Annotated in this window: 13 protein-coding genes; 11 read left to right on the forward strand and 2 right to left on the reverse strand. The window is 69.9% G+C overall.

What is annotated here, in order from left to right:
• The first annotated feature begins 22 nt into the window (after positions 1 to 22).
• The 5 genes from ACWDUA_RS07635 to ACWDUA_RS07655 all read left to right on the forward strand — a co-directional run bounded on the left by ACWDUA_RS07635 (position 23) and on the right by ACWDUA_RS07655 (position 5,383).
• Complete coding sequence (locus ACWDUA_RS07635) at positions 23 to 1,183, forward strand: acyl-CoA dehydrogenase family protein (protein ID WP_449750413.1); 1,161 nt, start codon at positions 23 to 25, stop codon at positions 1,181 to 1,183.
• The gene (locus ACWDUA_RS07640) at positions 1,180 to 2,238 is read left to right on the forward strand and encodes an LLM class flavin-dependent oxidoreductase (RefSeq protein WP_449750414.1); all 1,059 of its coding nucleotides are present in this window, start codon (positions 1,180 to 1,182) and stop codon (positions 2,236 to 2,238) included. Before ACWDUA_RS07635 ends, ACWDUA_RS07640 begins: the two co-directional genes overlap by 4 nt.
• Positions 2,235 to 3,452 (forward strand): MFS transporter, encoded by a 1,218-nt coding sequence (locus ACWDUA_RS07645; protein ID WP_449750415.1) that lies wholly within the window; start codon positions 2,235 to 2,237, stop codon positions 3,450 to 3,452. The genes ACWDUA_RS07640 and ACWDUA_RS07645 overlap by 4 nt, the downstream gene beginning before the upstream one ends.
• A 165-nt stretch (positions 3,453 to 3,617) precedes the next feature.
• Positions 3,618 to 4,442, forward strand: coding sequence for a GNAT family N-acetyltransferase (locus ACWDUA_RS07650; protein ID WP_449750416.1), 825 nt, complete (start codon positions 3,618 to 3,620; stop codon positions 4,440 to 4,442).
• Positions 4,439 to 5,383, forward strand: coding sequence for a lysophospholipid acyltransferase family protein (locus ACWDUA_RS07655; protein WP_449750417.1), 945 nt, complete (start codon positions 4,439 to 4,441; stop codon positions 5,381 to 5,383). Before ACWDUA_RS07650 ends, ACWDUA_RS07655 begins: the two co-directional genes overlap by 4 nt.
• 285 nt (positions 5,384 to 5,668) lie before the next feature.
• Here ACWDUA_RS07655 and ACWDUA_RS07660 read toward each other — a convergent pair whose 3' ends face one another.
• Positions 5,669 to 5,791 carry a hypothetical protein gene (locus ACWDUA_RS07660; protein ID WP_449750418.1) on the reverse strand — a complete coding sequence of 41 codons (123 nt, stop codon included), beginning with the start codon at positions 5,789 to 5,791 and terminating at the stop codon, positions 5,669 to 5,671.
• Between the two features lie 70 nt (positions 5,792 to 5,861).
• Between ACWDUA_RS07660 and ACWDUA_RS07665 the strand changes: the two genes are divergently transcribed.
• The 6 genes from ACWDUA_RS07665 (at position 5,862) to ACWDUA_RS07690 (ending at position 15,980) form a co-directional block, all read left to right on the forward strand.
• Positions 5,862 to 7,364: an MFS transporter gene (locus ACWDUA_RS07665; protein WP_449750419.1), complete on the forward strand. Its 1,503-nt coding sequence runs from the start codon at positions 5,862 to 5,864 to the stop codon at positions 7,362 to 7,364.
• A gap of 128 nt (positions 7,365 to 7,492) precedes the next feature.
• Complete coding sequence (locus tag ACWDUA_RS07670; RefSeq protein WP_449750420.1) at positions 7,493 to 10,999, forward strand: BTAD domain-containing putative transcriptional regulator; 3,507 nt, start codon at positions 7,493 to 7,495, stop codon at positions 10,997 to 10,999.
• A 152-nt stretch (positions 11,000 to 11,151) separates the two neighbouring features.
• Entirely contained in the window at positions 11,152 to 12,525 is a 1,374-nt protein-coding gene (locus tag ACWDUA_RS07675; RefSeq protein ID WP_449750421.1) for an FAD-binding oxidoreductase, read from the forward strand.
• A gap of 96 nt (positions 12,526 to 12,621) precedes the next feature.
• Complete coding sequence (locus ACWDUA_RS07680; RefSeq protein ID WP_449750422.1) at positions 12,622 to 13,815, forward strand: cysteine desulfurase family protein; 1,194 nt, start codon at positions 12,622 to 12,624, stop codon at positions 13,813 to 13,815.
• The gene (gene mnmA / locus ACWDUA_RS07685) at positions 13,815 to 14,939 is read left to right on the forward strand and encodes a tRNA 2-thiouridine(34) synthase MnmA (protein ID WP_449750423.1); all 1,125 of its coding nucleotides are present in this window, start codon (positions 13,815 to 13,817) and stop codon (positions 14,937 to 14,939) included. Before ACWDUA_RS07680 ends, mnmA begins: the two co-directional genes overlap by 1 nt.
• A 21-nt stretch (positions 14,940 to 14,960) precedes the next feature.
• On the forward strand, positions 14,961 to 15,980 hold the full coding sequence (locus tag ACWDUA_RS07690) for a vitamin-B12 independent methionine synthase (RefSeq protein WP_449750424.1): 1,020 nt from the start codon (positions 14,961 to 14,963) through the stop codon (positions 15,978 to 15,980).
• Between the two features lie 954 nt (positions 15,981 to 16,934).
• Here ACWDUA_RS07690 and ACWDUA_RS07695 read toward each other — a convergent pair.
• Positions 16,935 to 18,617, reverse strand: coding sequence for an HNH endonuclease (locus ACWDUA_RS07695; RefSeq protein ID WP_449750425.1), 1,683 nt, complete (start codon positions 18,615 to 18,617; stop codon positions 16,935 to 16,937).
• Positions 18,618 to 18,822 lie beyond the last annotated feature (205 nt).

The following is an 18,822-nucleotide window of genomic DNA, read 5'->3' on the forward strand; positions in this document are numbered from 1 at the left end:
TGAATAGTCGAGAGGGAACCTCATGGCAATAACCGTCGCCGCGAATACGGATGTCACGCAGGCGCATCTGACCGCGGCCCGGCAGGTGGACGACGCCGATCGAATCCCCTTCGTGGCAAGGGTTGCGGACTACGCGGGAGCCGTGCTCCGGCCCGGTGCCGTCCGGGCCGACACCGACGGCGTGCCCGCCGAACGGGCCCGGGAGTTCGCCGACATCGGTCTCTTGAATCATCTTGCTCCGAAAGAACTCGGTGGTCAGGCGCTCGACCGTGCCGGTGATCGTCGGGTCCACGAGATCATCTCCGGCGCCTGCTTCAACACCTGGCTGATCTGGGCGCAGCATGCCCCGGTCGTCGGTCGGCTGGCCAAGGAACGGGCACGCGGGGTCGAACTCTCGTCACGTGCGCACGAGGTCTTGACGGGACGAGTGCTGGTGGGTGCTGCGATCAGTGACGTCCGTCGGTTCCCCGACCACTTCGTCGAGGCGACCCGGGTGACGGGTGGCTGGCGACTGAACGGCACCGTGTCGTGGTTCAGTGGCTGGGGTCTGAACTCGGCGGTGTTCGTGGCGGCCGTCGAACCGTCGACCCGTACGGTGGTCACCTCCCTGGTGCCGATCGATGACAGCATCAGCGCGACCCGCCTGGGTCTGAGCGCACTCGGTGGCAGTCACACACTGCGCGTACATCTCCGGGACGTGCAGGTCGACGACGCCGACGTGGTCTCCCGGCAGTCCGTCGACGACTGGCTTCAGGAGGACGTCGACACCGTCAGCGATGCCCGGTCACAGCATTTCGGGCTCGCGCACCGGGTACTCGACGAGCTCCGGGCCGAGCACGAGCCGTCGGCCCGTGAGGTCGCGGCCCGGTGGGCGCCACGCGTCGCGCAGATCCGCGCCGACGCCTACGGGCTGTCGGACGAGGCGATCGCCGCGGGGACGGGACCGTACCGCACCGCCGATCGGCTGGCGGTGAAGGTCGCCAGTGGTGAAGCGCTCTCCGCCCTGACCAGGGCACTCGTCATCGCGCGATCCGGGCACGGCATCGGGCTCGACGACACCGCCCAACTTCACGCGCGATCGGCGCTGTTCGTGCTCGTCCAGGGGCAGAACGTCGATGTGCGCAGAGCGCAACTGGCGCATCTCATCCACAGCCCTGCAGCGACGAATCCGGAAGGCTCATGAGCGAATTCCTCTGGTACATACCCAATCAGATCGATCCCGGGCATCGGGGCGACGACACGGTGACCGATCACAACACGCTCGACACCCTGACCCGCCACGCCGAGGCACTCGAACGGCATGGTTGGCAGGGGGCGCTCATCGGGACCGGGTGGGGACGACCCGACACCTTCACCGTCGCATCCGCGCTGGCGGCCCGGACGACGACCTTCGAACCCCTCATCGCGGTCCGGCCCGGATACTGGCGGCCGGCGAACTTCGCCACGGCGGCGGCGACCCTCGACCATCTGACCGGGGGCCGGGTCCGGATCAACATCGTCTCCGGTAAGGATCATCTGGCGGCCTACGGTGACTCCGACGGCGATCAGGCCGCCCGCTACGCCCGGACACGGGAGTTCATCGAGCTCGTGCGCAAGCTGTGGACCGAGGAGAACGTGACCTATCGCGGCGAGTACTTCGGCGTGGAGAACTCCACGGTGGTGCCGAGGATCGAGGCACGGCCCGATCGTCGGCATCCCCGGATCTACTTCGGTGGTGCGTCCGAGGCGGCCGAACGGGTGGCGGCCGCCCAGGCCGACGTCCAACTGTTCTGGGGTGAGCCCCTCGACGGGGTCGCCGAACGGATCGACCGTCTCCGCCGACTGAGCGAGGAGGTCGGACGCGAACACGCCCCGCTCGAGTTCGGGCTGCGCGTGACGACCTTTGTCCGGGACACCACCGAACAGGCGTGGGCCGACGCCGAGGAGAAGGTCAAGAACTTCGCCGGTGGCGCCACCCACGGCGAGAATCCGCACCGGAGGGTGGCCGTCGGGCAGCAGCGGCTGTTCGAACTGGCCTCGCGCGGTGAGGTTCTCGACGACAACCTCTACACCACTCCCGGCCGGTTCGGTGCCGGCGGGGCGGGGACCACCTGGCTGGTGGGGTCGGCCGACGACGTGGCGAAGTCGCTGCGGAAGTACCAGGACCTCGGCATCACCCATTTCGTGCTGTCGGACACGCCGTACCTGCGTGAGATCGAACGTCAGGGCACCGAGCTCCTGCCGCTGCTCCGAGGATGACCGCGGAGGCACTCACCCCGAACACCGAATCCACTCCCATCGTCGATCGGCGCCTGCTGATCGCGGTGTTCGCCGTGTCCAACACGGTGGCCTACGTGGTGTTGATCCAGATCCTGCCGGTCATCATCGACGACATGGCGACCGACCTCGGCGTCTCCCGGACCGCCGTGGCCGGGGCGTCGACCGTGTCGACCCTGATGGGTGCACTCGCGGCATACCCGATCGGCCGTCTGATGGATCGGCACGGTGGGCGGATCATGATGACCGCGGGCTCGCTGATCGGCGTCGGCGCGGCGGTGATGTGGTCGCAGGCCACATCGTTGCCGATGTTGTACGCGGCCTTTGTGTTCGTGGGCCTGGCCATCGCCATGTCGACCTACGAGGCCGCGTTCGCGGTGATCGTGGTGTCCACCGATGGCGCGCACCGGGACCGGACCATCTTGGCGGTCACCATGATCGCGGGGTTGTCCACCTACCTGGTGTACCCCCTCCTCGGCTGGATGAACGACGAATGGGGTTGGCGGACAACGCTGCTGATTCTGAGCGCGATCCTGTTGGCGACCGCGGTACCGGGTCACCTGCTGGTGATCCCGTCGGGGAGTGCGCATCGGGGTCGGGTCGGGAACCGGACGGGCGTACCGATCGGCGCGGCGCTTCGTCAGCGGCGGTTCTGGTATCTGCTCATCGCGTTCGTGGGGCAGGCCGGGTCGGTGGCGGCGTTCCTGTTGTTGGTGATCTCGTATCTGTTGTCGGTGGGCCACTCCATGTGGATCGCCACCTCGATCCCGATCTCGATCGGAGCGATGCAGATCCTGTCGAGGTTGGCGCTGGTCACGGTGCTACGCGGGGTGTCGCTGGCTCCCGTGACCTGCGGGGCCTTCGCGATCCAGGGCGTGGGACTGCTGATGTTGCCGCTGGCCGGGCTCTCGATCCCGGCGACCCTGCTCTGTGTCTCGGCGGTCGGGATCGGGCAGGGCGTCGGGGTGATCGCGAGGCCGTCGATCGTCGCCGACACCTTCGGTGTGGTCCACTTCGCCACTGTGCTGGCGGTCATCACCGTCCCGATGGCCGTCGCGCGGGCGGCGTCGCCGTTGATGGGTGCGTGGTTGGGGGACTGGCGCTTCCTGGTGATCTGCGGCGCCGGGGCGCTGGTGGCGTCGGTGGCGCTGCTCCCGCTGTCATGGACCGCGAACGGAGGTGCGGCGTCGGGGTGATCGGGCTGCGGCGCCGATCGTGATCCACCACCGATGGCGCGGCACCGGTGTTGTGGCAGGTGTTCATCGGCAGGCGAAACAGGCCGCCGACCTGTTCACCGCACCGGTACCGACACGACATACCGGGGTCGCCGTCGCGACGTCCGATCTCGTTTTCATCTGGGTATGACATCTGTGCAGGTGACCGCCCTTCCCCAACTGTCGCGCACGTTGGTGGACGCGGGCGCGTTGCGGATCGTGCTCACCGACGACCCGGCCGCCGTCGTCGCGGCCCAGCGTCTGCGGTACGAGGTCTTCGCCGCCGAACCCGGCTTCTCCGACTCCATCGGTGACGCCTCCACCCGGTGCGACGCCGACCGGTTCGACGAGTTCTGTGAGCATCTGCTGGCCTGGCACGACGACCACGGCGTCATCGGTTGTGCCCGTCTGCTCCCGCCGCCGCGGGCGATCGCGGCGGGTGGGTGGTACTCGGCCACCGAGTTCGACCTCTCCGAACTCGACGAGATCGGTGCGTCGACCGTGGAGATGGGCCGTGCCTGTGTGCTCGGCGGCCATCGCACTGGAGCGGTGACCGCGCTGCTGTGGGCGGCAGTGTTCCGGTACCTCGAGGAGTCGGGGTACCGCCAGGTGATCGGGTCGGTGTCGGTGCCGCTCGCGGGCCCCGGGGTGCTCGCCCGCGGCGCCACCCTGCGCGGTGCGCGTGACCTCCTCCGCGATCGGCACGCCGCGCCGTGGCAGGTGTATCCGCACGTCAGGGGCCGGGTGGACGGCGTGCTGCTCGACGACATCACCCCACCCGCGAGCGTCTCCCTGCCGCCGTTGATGCGTGCCTACCTGCGGCTCGGCGCGCAGGTCTGCGGTGAACCGGCGGTCGACGAGGTCTTCGACGTCGGCGACTTCCTCACGGTGCTCGACCGGCGACACGCCAACGCCCGCTATCTCGGTCGGCTCCGTGACACCGTGGCGCGATTGGGCGGTGAGCCGGCATGAGCATCGTCGCCTCCCACGAGGTCACCATCGCTCCGGTCGATGCCACCGCAGTGGTCCGGCTGTCCGCCACCGCCGACGTCGAAAGCTCTGTGTCACGGTCGGAGTCGCGACATGTGCACGCGTGGTATCCGTCCAGCCCCTGCGGTGACGGGTGTCTGAACGGTGTCGGCGCGAGCGCGGCCGGGGCGGTGCTGGTGGCGGCGCGGACGGTGAAACTCGTGCTGGCGGTGATGGCGATCGCCGTCGCCGGGGTGCTGGTGACGCCGCTCCCTCGGTTGGTACGGCGCGCATTCCTGCGTGCATCGGCGCAGACCATGTTGCGGGCCATCGGGATTCGCATCGTCATCGACGACCGGCGGCCGTTCGGGTCACGGACCCGGGGGCTGGTGGTGTCCAATCACATCTCGTATCTGGACATCCTGGCGATCGCAGTGGTCCAGCCGTCCCGGTTCGTCGCGAAATCGGATGTGGCGGCGATGCCGGTGGTGTCGGTACTCGCCCGTCGGTTCGGGGTGATCACCATCGACCGCGGATCGTTGCGGGGCCTGCCCGGTGTGGTCGGCGTCGCCACCGCGGGACTCGAGTCCGACGCCTCGGTCGCCGTGTTCCCCGAGGGCACCACGTGGTGCGGTGGAGCGCAGGGCCGGTTCGCCCCGGCGTTCTTCCAGTCGGCGCTCGATGCCGGTGTGCCGATCCTGCCGGTGGGGATCGGGTTCACCGCCGACGGCCGCCACACCACCGAGCCGGGCTTCATCGGCGAGGACGGTCCGGCCGACACCCTGCGTCGGGTGCTGCGGTTGCGCCGGGTGGTGGTGCACGTCTGCCTGCACGAGCCGCAACTGCCCCACGGTGATCGTCGGGAACTCGCCGCACGCTGTGAGCTGCTCGTCCGTTCGGTCCACGGCGAACGCGAAGCGGTCACGGTCGCGCGCCATAGGTGACGACCCGCCACCCCGTAGGGGCTGCGCGGTGGCGAGTTCACCGCCGGCCGCCGCCGACGGGATGCCGGCAACGACGGGCCGGTGCGGGAAGACCGTCGTCGCCTGCGACGGCGTGCCGCCGCCGGTGTGCCCGTGACGCCGCCGGCGTGCGGTACTCGAACACCGACCCCGGCAGGGCAAGACGAGGCGGTGGACCATCGAGTTCCGGGCGGCGAGGTCACCGCGTCCATGGTTCATGACGGCAGGCCGGGCATCGACCACTCGAACGAGTGGATGACACGCCCGTCACGGGCACGCGAACGGCGAGGCGGGCATGTCGACGGCCGCCACCAGTACTTCCACCTCCACCGCGACCGAGCAGAACCCGTTGCCGAGCGTCGGTGCGCCGATGCACCAAGCACGAGGCAAGGAGACTCCAAGCGGCACTTCGGAGGGTGGCTCCCGAACGTTTCACACGACCGCTCGGAGGAGCTCCCCAATGGCCGACGCCCAGACCTCACCGCCCGGTGCCGTAGCACCCGGTACCACCCGATCACAGTGGATCACCCTCGCGGTGGCCTGCGCGGCCACCGCGATGCTCATGCTCGACATCGCCGTGGTCAACACCGCACTCCCGTCCATCGCACGTGAGTTCACCGCCGACTTCAGCGCCATCAAATGGGTGATCGACGGCTACACCCTCGCGCTGGCCACAGTGGTGCTGTCGGCCGGTGCGTGGGCCGACCGGGCGGGCCGCCGGTTCGCCTTCACGATCGGTGCGGTGATCTTCACCGCGGCGTCGGCGATCTGCGCCGTCGCCGGGGACATGGTGCTGCTGAACGCGGCCCGCGTGGTCCAGGGTCTCGGTGCCGCAGTGCTGTTCGCCACCTCGCTGGCGTTGCTCGCGCACGCCTTCCCCGGCCGCACCGAACGCACCAAGGCCCTGGCCGCCTACGGTGCGACGATCGGCGCCTCCTTCGCGATCGGTCCGCTGCTCGGTGGCGTCCTGACCGAACTCATCGATTGGCGTGCGATCTTCGTGATCAACATCCCGGTGGGCATCGCGATGCTGGCCGGTACCCGTTGGGTCGTCGAATCCCGCAGTGCCGCACCGCGTCGCGGTGACTGGTCCGGCCAGCTGACCTCGATGGTGGCCCTCGCCGCCCTCACCTACGGGCTGTTCGCGGCCAACGAGCGCGGCTGGACCGACACCGTGACGCTCGGCGCGCTCATCGTCGCGGTGGTGGCCGTGATCGCCTTCCTGGTGGTGGAGAGCCTGGTGGCCGAACCGATGCTGCCGCTGTCGATGTTCGCCAATGCCGGTTTCGCGGGTGCACAGGTGGCCACCTTTGCGATCTCGGCGTCGATGTTCGCGGTGTTCGTCTACGTCACCGTGTATCTACAGGGCGTGGTGGGGATGTCGGCGATCGGCGCCGGCCTGGTCTATCTGCCCGGCACCGTACTGATGCTCGTCGCCGCCGGACTCACCGACAAGATCCTCGACCGGGTGTCGCCGTGGGTGCTGCTCGCCGCGGGCCTGACCGCCGTCGCGGGCGGAATGGCGTGGATGACCGTCGCAGGTCGCGACAGCAGTGGCTGGGACCTGGTGGGTGGCTTCATGATCGCCTCGATCGGTGCCGGCGTGTTCAACCCGGTGATGAGCGGGGTGGTGCTGGCCGAGAGCGAGCACGACGATGCGGGTCTCGCCGCAGGCGTCAACGACGTCTTCCGGCAGTCGGGGATCGCGCTGGGCGTCGCCGCACTCGGCGCGTTCTTCCCGGCCCAGTCGGTGCTGCACGGGGGCTCGCCGGACGAGTACGTCTCCGGACTGCACACCGCACTGTGGGTGAGCTTCGGGATCGCCCTGGCCGGAGCCCTCGTGGTGGTGGCGACGATGCGCCGGGCCCGCGCGACCACCGAGGATCCGGCCCGTCCCGCCGAGGTCGATCCGACCGTCGACACCGAGGTCGACCCCGATGGTGCTGCGGCGGTCGGCAGGTGAGTGCGCAGGCCCTTCCGGCCTCGCACCACCCGACATCCCGTTCTTCACGCCCGGTTGCTCGTCACGGTGACGTCTCCGGCCTTACACTCTCAGAGCAACAGGGCGGCCGGGCGAGTGGGGAATCGAGCGTGCGACAGTATCTGGTTCTCGGCCCTCTCGAGGTGCATCGCGGCGGTGAGCCGATCGACCTGGGATCGCCCAAGCAGCGTTCGGTGCTCGCGGCGCTGCTTCTGGCCCGCGGCGCGGTGGTCCCGGTCCACCGGCTGATCGACACCGTCTGGGGCGCTGACCCGCCTGCCGCGGCCACCACCAGCCTGCAGGCCTATGTCTCCAATCTGCGTCGCGCGTTGCGCGGCGACAGCGGTGACGCCTCACCGATCCAGCGGGTGGCCTCGGGCTACCGACTCGAACTCGGCGACGACCGTCTGGACGTCGCCGAGTTCGCGGCGCTCGCCCGCAGTGCGCGCGTCGCCCGTGACGAGGGGCAGTGGACGCGGGCTCTCGCCGACGCCGAGACCGCCCTCCGGCTGTGGCGAGGCGAGTTGCTGGCCGGTGAACTGGACGGCATCGACTGGGTGGTGGCCGAGGCGGCCGCCCTCACCGAAGGACGCCTGGCGGTCCAAGAGGTCCACATCACCGCACTGCTCGCCGACGGCGACACCGGTGGCGCACTCGCCGACATCGTCGCGCTACGTGCGCGGGATCCGTTGCGCGACCGGGCGGTGTGGCTGCACATGGTGGCGCTGTACCGGGCCGGGCGGGCCACCGAGGCCCTCGACGTCTACACCGAGCACACGCGGGTTCTCGACGAGGAGCTCGGTCTGGAACCCGGCGCGGAACTGGTGGAGTTGCAGGGCGCCGTCCTGCGCCACGATCCGGTGATCGCCGCGTGGCCTCGCCCGCCGCACTGGTCGGGTGCGGTCGAGGTGACCGCACCCCACCCGGTGGTCACCGACACCGATGCCGGCGACGAGCCGGTGGTGGCGGGGCCGCCGTCGGACACCATTCCCCTCGTCGGCCGTGAGATCCAGATCGACCGTGTCCGTGCACTTCTCGCCTCGACCGGCGAACCCACCCGGTGGCTGTTGATCAGCGGCCCGGCCGGGATCGGGAAGACCCGCCTGGCCGAGGAGGTCTCGCGGATGGCCGTGGGAGGCGGGGGTCGGGTGGTCTGGGTGCGTTGTCCGGACGCGGAGGGCATCCCGGCCTGGTGGCCGCTTCGCCAGCTGTGTCGGGCGCTCGACGCGGAGCCGGAAGCGGTGTTGTCGGTGCCGCCCGGTGTCGACGCCGACACCGCCCGATTCGCGGTCTACGAGCGGGTGCAGACCATGTTGGAGACCGCATTGGGCGCCGGGCCGCTGACCGTCGTCGTCGACGACGCACAGTGGGCGGATTCGATGACCCTCGCCCTGCTGATCTACCTGAGCACCGTGATGCGCACCGCGGACCTGAGCGTGGTGGTCACCGTGCGTGATGCCGAGGGGGGCGCCGACGTCGACCGACTGCGGTCGGCGTTGTCGCGCGCGTCCGGGGCGCAGCTGGTGTTGCCGCATCTGGTGCGCGACGAGGTGATCGCGCTCGTGCGAGCGGTCGCGGGCGACGAGTTGACGCCGGAGGACGCCGATACACTGACCCGCCGGACCGGCGGAATCCCTTTGTTCGTCGCAGAATTCGCCCGCCTGCCGGCAGAGGAACGACGCCGCGAGATGGTGCCCGCCGCGGTGCGCTCGGTCCTCGACCGGCGCCTCAGCTCGCTGGACCCGGCGGTCCTCGAGGTGATCACCTTTGCCGCCGTCCTCGGTGACGAGGTGGACGTCACCCTGCTCGCCGAGGTCATGGACCGGGGGGTGGCCGAGGTCGCCGACTGTCTCGACGACGCCATCGACGAGCGGATCCTGGTGTCCACCGATCGGGGCGGCACAACACGGTTCGCCCACGCACTGCTACGGGAGGAGGCCCTCGCCGCGATCCGGCCACTGCGGCGTTGCCGCATGCACCTGCGCGTCGCCGACGTCGTCGCCACCCGGCAGGGGCCGGGCTGGGTGCTGCGTCGCGCGCTGCACCTGCTGGAGGCGACCCCGGTGGCCGACGCCCGCGACGTGGTGGACGCCTGCCGAGCGGTGGCCGAGGACGCCGCCGCACGCTGGGATTCGGAGAACGCCGCGCACTGGCTCGGAATGGCCTTGCGCACACACGAATCCGCCGGTCTCAGTGAACACGACACCACCGACCGCGACGATCTGCTGATCGCGATGCTGGCTGCACAGGCCCGGGCCGGGCAGGTCCAGATGGTCCTCGAGGCGGTGGAGTCCCGCCTGTACGAAGCGATCCGGTTCGGTGCCCCGACCACTGCGGGCAGCCTCGCGGGAAGTCTCATCCGTGCGTGCGGGGCGTGGCCGTGGATCGGTCCGGACATGGAGAATCCCACCATGCACGCGGCGCTCGACGCGGCCGCTGACCACCTCAGCGGCCGCTTCGAGTCCGGTGACGCGAAACCCGGTGTGGCCGCGAGCCTTGCGCGGGTCCTCGCCGCATCGGCGATCGGTCATTGCTATCACCGAGACGGTCGTGTCCCGGCGGGGCTGCTGAGCCGCGCCGAGCAGATCGCCGCCGATCTCGCCGACGATCGGGTGACCGGCGACGTCCTGCTGGCGCGGATCATCACCTATTCGGGTGTTGCCGACCATGCCCGCGACTGCCTCGTCCAGGCGGAGCAGCTGCGTCGGCTGCGTCCCGGCGACGATGTCGACGAGGTGATCCTGGACACCGTCGCGACGATGGCCACCATGACCCTCGGTGACGTGTCGAGAACCGAACAGCTCGTCCGCCGGGGCATCTCCGGCAGCGAACGACTGCGGCTGCCGGTGCTGCGCGCGCAGCTCCGCTGGATGGAGGCGGCGATCGCGGTGTGGCGCGGACGATTCGACCTCGCCGAGGAGCACTTCCGTACCGCGGTCGCGGTGCACGAACAGACCGAGCTGTATGTCGCGGGGAGCGGGGCTATCGCGATGATGGCGCTGGCCGTCGAACGTGAACGGCTCGACGACGTCCTCGAGGGACGCGACGTCGACCCGGTTGTGTGGGCGCGGACGGCACCCGATCAGTTCGGCGAGAACCAGGTGGTGATCCTGTTGGCCGCCGGGGTGGCCCGGATCGCCGGCGCAGAGGGCGACACCGAACTGGTGCGGTCGATGATCACCGCCTGGATCTCCGACTCCGACCGGTCGATGATCTGGACGTCGCTCGGGCAGGCGGTCCTGCTGGCCCAGACCATCACCGAGCTCGGGATGGTGGAGTACGCACAGCAGTTCGTCGACTACCTGTTGCCGTACCGCGGGTGTATCGCCACGGTCGGGCATGTCGGGAACGTCGGACCGGTGGCCCTGGTGTTGGCCGAGCTGTGTTTCCTCCTCGGACAGTCGGAGCTCGGTGACGATCTGCTCGGCCAGGCCGCCGCCATCGCGGAGGTCGGCGAGGGCCTCCCGGCACTGCTGCGCGCGCGTCTGATCTCGGCCGGCCGGCAGGCCCCGTCGGCGCACCGGCAGTCGGCGCTCGCCGACGTCGAGACCCGTGCAAGAGGGATCGGGCTCACCCGGGTGGCAGACGGTGCACGTGCCCTGCTCGAAGAGTCCTGACCTGCGCCGACAGCCCTCCAAGTGGCTTCCAAGGTCGACGCAAGTGACCTGACCCAGTCTGGGTGCACGGCCGGTTGACATGCCGTCCCATCACATGAGCGGCCCGCACCGCCGGTGCGCGAGAAGCCATCACCCAGACCCGAGGAGAACCCATGACCACCAGCAGTGCCATCGACCGCGCCGACATCGACGCCCTGCGTCGGGCCGTCCGCGGTGCGGTGCATCGTCCGACCGATCCCGGGTATGTGGTGGAGGGATTCAACGTCGCCGCCTCCTGGCAGCCCTGGGCCGTGGTCGACGTCGCCGGTGCCGACGACGTCGCGGCGGTGGTGAACTTCGCCGCCGCCCACGGGATGACGGTCGCGCCCTTCGCCACCGGGCACGGCGGGATACCGATCGGTCCCAACTCGATCCTGGTGCGCACCAACGGCCTCGATGTGTGCGAGGTCGACCCGGGCACCCGCACCGCGCGACTGGGAGCCGGGGTCCGTTGGCAGACGGTGCTCGATGCCGCGGCGCCACTCGGTCTGGCACCGCTGTGCGGGTCGTCGCCGGGGGTGAGTGTCGGAGGGTTCCTGAGCGGAGGCGGAATCGGTCCGCTGGTCCGAACGTTCGGTGCGTCCGGCGACCATGTCCGGTCGATCACCGTGGTCACCGGCACCGGAGTGGTCAAACAGGCCACCGCCGAGGTCAATCCGGAGCTGTTCTGGGGACTGCGCGGCGGCAAAGGAACACTCGGGATCATCACCGAGGTGGTGATCGACCTGCTTCCGATCTCGGAGATCTACGGCGGGGCAATCTATTTCGACGGCGCGGATGCCCATCGGGTGCTGCGGGTGTGGCGCGACTGGGCCGAGGCGCTGCCGCGGGAGGCCAACACGTCGGTGGCCGTCCTCAATCTGCCGGACATGCCGGGGGTGCCGCCGATGCTCGCCGGTCGGCAGACCGTCGCGGTGCGTTTCGCCGGGCTCGGGGACTTCGGTGCCGCCGCCGACCTCGTCGCGCCGATCCGGGCGGTGGCCACCCCGGTGCTCGACACCGTCGGACCGATGCCGTACGCCGCGATCGCGGCCATCCACGCCGACCCGGTGGACCCGATGCCGGTGCACGAGGGAAGCACCCTGCTGCGTGCGCTGCCCGACGACGCCCTGACCGCGCTGCTCGAGGTGGTGGGCCCGGATGCGCCCCCGTTCCTGACGATCACCGAACTGCGTCTGCTCGGCGGTGCGTTCGCCGACGAGCCGCCCGTCCGCAGCGCACTGTGTCACCGGCATGCCGCCTTCACCTTCCACACCGTCGGCGTGTTGGCCCCGCCGATCGCCGAACACGTGGTGGGTGCCACCGCACGCGCCGCGCAGGCGATCGCGCCGTGGTCGCTCGGCACCACACTGCCCAACTTCATCGCCTTCAACGATCTCGCCAACGTCCGGACCAGCTACGACGACGACACCTACGCCTGGCTGTCGGCGCTGGGCGCCCAACTCGACCCGCACGGCGTGCTCAACGTCGGTCACGTGGTCCGGTAGCGACCCGTCGGTGCGTCCGACGGCGATCCGCGGATTCCGGTGGTGCGGGAATTGGACGGGACCGGCAGCGCGTTTATCCTTGTCAACGTCATGTCCATGCCCGCACGCATCCCCGTCTACCTCGACAACGCCGCATCGACCGCCCTGCGGCCCGAAGCACTCGAGGCGATGACCGCCGTCTGGACCGAGCCGGGCAACGCGTCGTCGTTGCACGGATCCGGACGCCGGTCGCGCCGACTGCTGGAAGAGGCCCGGGAGGCATTCGCCGCCGCCGTCGGCGCCCGGCCCTCCGAGGTGATCTTCACCGGGGGCGGCACCGAGGCCGACAACCTCGCCGTCAAGGGCATCTACTGGTCACGGCGGCAGGCCGATGACCGGCGGCGACGCATCGTGATCACGGGGATCGAGCACCATGCCGTCCTCGATCCCGCACAGTGGCTGGAAGGCCAGGGCGCCGAGGTCGTGATCCTCGACGTCGACGCCGACGGCCTCGTCTCGCCCGCCGCCCTGCGTGCCGAACTCGCCGCCCACGCCGAACACACCGCACTGGTGTCGGTGATGTGGGCGAACAACGAGGTCGGCACCATCGAGCCGATCGCCGAGCTCGCCGCCGTCGCGGCCGAGTTCGGGGTGCCGATGCACTCCGATGCCATCCAGGCCGTCGGACACATACCGGTGGACTTCGCATCGAGCGGACTGTCGGCGATGAGTGTCGCGGCTCACAAGTTCGGTGGGCCGACCGGGGTCGGGGCGCTGATCCTGGGCCGTGAGGTGGGCTGCGTGCCGGTGCTGCACGGCGGGGGACACGAGCGCGACGTGCGGTCGGGGACCCCCGACGTCGCCGCCGCGGTCGGCATGGCCGCCGCCGCGACGCCGGCCGTCGCCGAGCTGCCGGACACGATGGTGTCGGTGGCCAGGTTGCGGGACCGGCTCTTCGACATCCTGCTCGACATTCCCGGCACCCGGGTGAACGGCCCGCGGGACGCGCGTCGGCTGCCCGGCAACGTCCACGTCAGTTTCGAGGGCTGCGAGGGCGACTCCCTGCTGATGCTGCTCGACGCCAACGGGGTGGAGTGCTCCACCGGATCGGCCTGCACCGCCGGCGTCGCCCAGGCCAGTCACGTCCTGCTCGCGATGGGCCTCGACATGGCCACCGCGCGGGGATCGCTGCGATTCACCTTGTCGCCGAGCACCACCGACGCCGACATCGACACCGTCGGTGACGTGATCGGCGAGGTGGTCGAGCGCGCCCGGATGGCCGGTCTGGTCTCGTCGGGAAGGGCACGCTGATGCGGGTACTGGCAGCGATGAGCGGTGGCGTGGACTCGGCGGTGGCGGCTGCCCGTGCGGTCGACGCCGGTCACGAGGTGGTCGGCGTGCACCTTGCGCTGTCGACAGCACCCGGGGCACTGCGCACCGGCTCGCGCGGCTGCTGCTCGCGTGAGGATGCCGGCGATGCGCGCCGCGCCGCCGACGTGCTCGGGATCCCGTTCTACATCTGGGATTTCGCCGACCGGTTCAAAGACGATGTGATCGACGAGTTCGTCGAGGCCTATGCCGCCGGACACACTCCCAATCCGTGTCTGACCTGCAATGAGAAGATCAAGTTCGCCGCGCTCGCCGACCGGGCCGTGGCCCTCGGCTTCGACGCGCTGGCCACCGGCCACTACGCGCGGCTCGTCGACGGCGAACTACGCCGCGCCGTCGACCACGACAAGGATCAGTCGTACGTGTTGGCCGTGCTCACCCGCGAACAGCTGGACCGGGCGATGTTCCCGGTCGGCGACACCCCGAAGCCCGAGATCCGCGCGGAGGCGGCCCGGCGCGGGCTGTCGGTGGCCGACAAACCCGACTCGCACGACATCTGCTTCATCCCGTCCGGCGACACCAGGGCGTTCCTCGGTGCACGGATCGGTATCCGGCCCGGTGCCGTGGTCGACGCCGACACCGGTGAGCGTCTCGCCGAGCACGAGGGGGTGCACGGGTTCACCATCGGGCAGCGCAAGGGTCTGGGGATCGACGCGCCGGCCGCCGACGGTCGTCCCCGCTACGTGACCGACATCGATCCGGCCACCGGCACCGTCGCGGTGGGATCGAGCGAACATCTGCAGGTGTGGTCGATCACCGCGTCGAAGGCCGTGTGGACCTCCGGGCAGACCCCGGACGGCCCGGTCGAGTGCGTGGTGCAGGTGCGCGCCCATGGTGGTCTGGCGGCGGCGGTTGCCACTCCGGTCGAGACCGCCGACGGCCCCGGGATCGCGATCAGCCTCGGCGAGCCGCTCACCGGTGTCGCCCGCGGGCAGGCAGCGGTGCTGTATCTGCCCGACACCGAACATGGCGACCTGGTGATCGGGTCCGGCCGGATCGTGGCCACCTCGTCGGTGCGGCCGGTGTCGTTGTCGGCGGCCGAGTAGTCGGACGGCGAGCACCCCCGGATGAACACCCTGCCCACCGGCATCGGCACCGGTGTCGGTTCGATGCCCGGCACCGATCCCGCCCAGGCGGCGGCCGTGATCAACGGCGAGCTCGACTTCGCCCATCTCGCCGAACTGCCGGCGCGGGGCATCGGAGCGGACATGATCGGCCGGATGGCCGCGTTGCTCGTCGACATCCCGATCGATGCGTCCACCTGGGGCTACCGGCTCGGATCGAAGGGGTCGTCGGTGGTGCGCCGCGCTCGCGGATTCCTCAGCGCCGACCTGGACGTGCTCGAAGAACTCTGGGACACCGCCGGATTCATCGGTACCGGCCGCGCCGTCAAGGTGCAGGTGACCGGCCCGTACACGCTCGCCGCGTCCATCGAGCTGGCCAACGGGCACAAGGCGATCCGTGATCGGGGTGCGGTCCGGGATCTGGCGGATTCCGGTGCGGAAGGGCTCGCCGAACACGTCGCCGAGGTCCGACGCCGGCTCGGCGCCGAGGTGGTCGTGCAGTTCGACGAACCGATGATCGGTGCGGTGATCGACGGCGCGCTCAAACCGCTGACCCGTCTGGACGTCATCCCCGCCGTCCCGGTGGCGGAGGTCGCCGATACGCTCGGCGCGGTGATCGAGCGTGTCGGGCGACCGGCGATCCTGCACAACTGCGGTGCGCCGCGCTGGGATCTGATCAGCCGCATGACCGGCGTCGCACACGGGGTGGACGTCACCAAGGGCCCGTCGCTGCCCGCCGAGACCCTCGACGGCATCGGCGAGCTCATCGACCGTGGCGACGTACTGGTCGCCGGCGTGCTCCCGGGCGATCGTGCGGTACGCACCGCGACCGCCGACTCCGTCGCCGTCGGCATGGCTGAGCTGACCGATCGCATCGGCCTGAACCGCAAGGTGCTGGCCGGCAACGTGATCGTCACCCCGACCTGTGGTCTGGCCGGCGCCACCCCCGAGTGGGCCCGTCGGGCACTCGAGATCTGCGCGAAGACAGGGGAGTTGCTCGCCACCGACCCGGAAGCACTGTAGCGACTCCGGCCCAGTCGTCGACCTGACCTGGTCGGTGGTTGAGCAGGACGTCCTCGCGAAGCGAGGCCGACCGGCCGTCGACACCCGGTGGGATGCGCGCGTCGGCGACCACAGCCGAAGTGGTCACCCGCCGACGTCGGCCGGCCGAGGTTTCGACACGACGCCTCGCTACGCTCGGTGTCGGCTCAACCATCGTGGACGATGCGACTCCGGCCCAGTCGTCGACCTGACCTGGTCGGTGGTTGAGCAGGACGTCCTCGCGAAGCGAGGCCGACCGGCCGTCGACACCCGGTGGGATGCGCGTGTCGGCGACCACAGCCGAAGTGGTCACCCGCCGACGTCGGCCGGCGGAGGTTTCGACACGACGCCTCGCTACGCTCGGTGTCGGCTCAACCATCGTGGACGATGCGACACCGGCCCGCCCGTCGAAACCCGGTGACCCGGTTGGTGGTTGAGCAGGACGTCCTCGCGAAGCGAGGCCGACCGGCCGTCGACACCCGGTGAGATCCGCGTGTCGGCGACCACAGCCGAAGTAGTCACCCGCCGACGTCGGCCGGCCGAGGTTTCGACACGACTCCTCGCTACGCTCGGTGTCGGCTCAACCATCGTGGACGATGCGACACCGGCCCGCCCGTCGAAACCCGGTGACCCGGTTGGTGGTTGAGCAGGACGTCCTCGCGAAGCGAGGCCGACCGGCCGTCGAAACCTGGTGGGATGCGCGTGTCGGCGACCACAGCCGAAGTGGTCACCCGCCGACGTCGGCCGGCGGAGGTTTCGACACGCGTCGTCGCTGCGCTCCTTCGCGGCTCAACCACCGGCTGGGCGTGGCTGATTGAGCTGGGAGCGGGCTTCTTTCTGGTGATTGAGCCGGGACCGAGCCCATGGGCGAGGACCCGTGTCGAAACCCGGCGAGATGCGCGTGTCCGCAACCAGGCCGGGGGCTACCCGCACCCCCTACCCACGGAAGGTGGTGATGGTCTTCCCGGTGACCGGATTACGCCAGGCGACGGCGCGGTCGGCGAGCATGGTCGGTATCCACAACCCCAGATGTTTGCGGTGATGATCAGCGCGACACAACGGGATCAGGTTGTATTCCACGGTCCAGCCACCGGCACGGGGGTCGGCGTGGTCGAACTTGACGAGGTGGTCGAGGTCACAGTCGGCGGCATCACGTCCGCAGCCGGGATATCGGCAGATCCCGTCCCAGGCGATGATCTTCTGGCGTAACCAGTCTCGGGGCTTGTACCAGAGTGCCCAGCGGGGCGGGTTCACATAACCGCCGTGGCCGGTGGGGTCGACCGGCGGCGTCGGCCCCCGTTCGGTGATCGCCGTGACGGTTTGCCAGGCGGCGAGGTTACGGCCGATCGCGGCGACGTCGATTCCCGGGTCGTCGAGTTCGGGCAGTTCCAGTTCGGGGAGGTCCATCCGGGTGACGAGGTGCCCGGCGGCGATGTCGTGCCAATGCTGTGGGTCGATCGCGCCATAGCCGACGAGGCGGGGTGCGGCCACACCGGTGGGATCGGTGATCACGGTCAACGACGACTGGACGGGCATCAACGCGGACGGACGCCGCGGTGCGTGTGCGGGTTCCAGCAGTTCCGGAGCGGATTGTGACTCTGCCGGGGTGTCCGACCCCGCCGGTGTGCCAGGCCCCACCGGTGTGTCAGGCCCCACCGGTGTGTCAGGCCCCACCGGGGTGTCCGGCCCGGTGTCTGCGCCCGATTCGGCGGGTGGGTTGCCGGCCACCGGTTCAGGTGCTGGTGCGGGTTCGGGGGTGTAGTCGAGGTCGAGTTCGGGATCGGGGTCCGGTACCGGGGGCAGTGGGATGCTGCGGCTGCAGTGGTCGTCACCGCAGGCACAGGTCAGGACGGCATCGGGCATGCCGTGAAGCTCTTTGAGTGCCTCGACACGTAACCGGCCGATCGGGCGGGGGTCGCGGGGGCAGATGCGTTCGGTGAGCAGGTTCCGGATGCGGGTGGCCAGGAACACTGCGACGTCGGCGGGGACGGTCGCGCGGATCCGCATGTGGCCGTGGGTGTCGTCGGTGATGGTGACGTTCTGTTCGGTGTCGGCGAATTCGTCACGCCGGTCGGCGGCCGCATCAGGGTCGAGCGCGATGACCATTTCGGCGATCTGGTTGCGCAGGGTGCGGTCGGCGGTGGGTCGGTCGGCCAGGGCGAGGGCACACGTTTCGGCGTAGGCGCGGACGTCGGGGTCGGTGAGGTGGGCGAGTTCGGTGAGGAGGTAGCGGGTGCGGGTGAAACTCCAGTGGCCGTCGAGGAATGCCTCACGCAGGCGGTCCCAACCGGTGAGTAGGCCGGCGATCCAGATCCAGTCGGCAGCGACTGTGGGTGAGGTTCGCAGTGCGATCGCGACCTGGGAGGTGGCGGCCTTGTCGGCGGCGCGGGCGATGCGGGCGGTGGTGGAGGTGTCGGTGACGAGCATGTGGTCGAGGGTGTGGTGGGCGATCTGTCGGGCGGTGAGGACTTTACGGGCCATCAACCGGTATTCGTCGCGTTGCAGGGTTTCGGCGACGGCGTCGACCTCGGTGGAGGAAAGATGTTGGATGCGGGCGTAATCGGTGACCGGGTCGGCGAGGGTGACCATGGACAGAACATCGACGGTGTCGGTGGTCATGTCGTCGCCTCCCCCCGGATGGTGTTCGATCCTGTGTCCCATTGTAGTCGGGGGGTGTGACAGAAATCGGTGTGTGACCGGGGGTGTGGGCGTGGTTGTGTGGCGTCGTCGGCCGGCGGAGATTTCGACACGACTTGTCGCTTCGCTCCTCGTCGGCTCAATCATCGTGCACGCGTGGGCTTTCGACATCAGGGGGTCGGTCTAA

The organism is Gordonia sp. NPDC003376, from assembly GCF_053589235.1.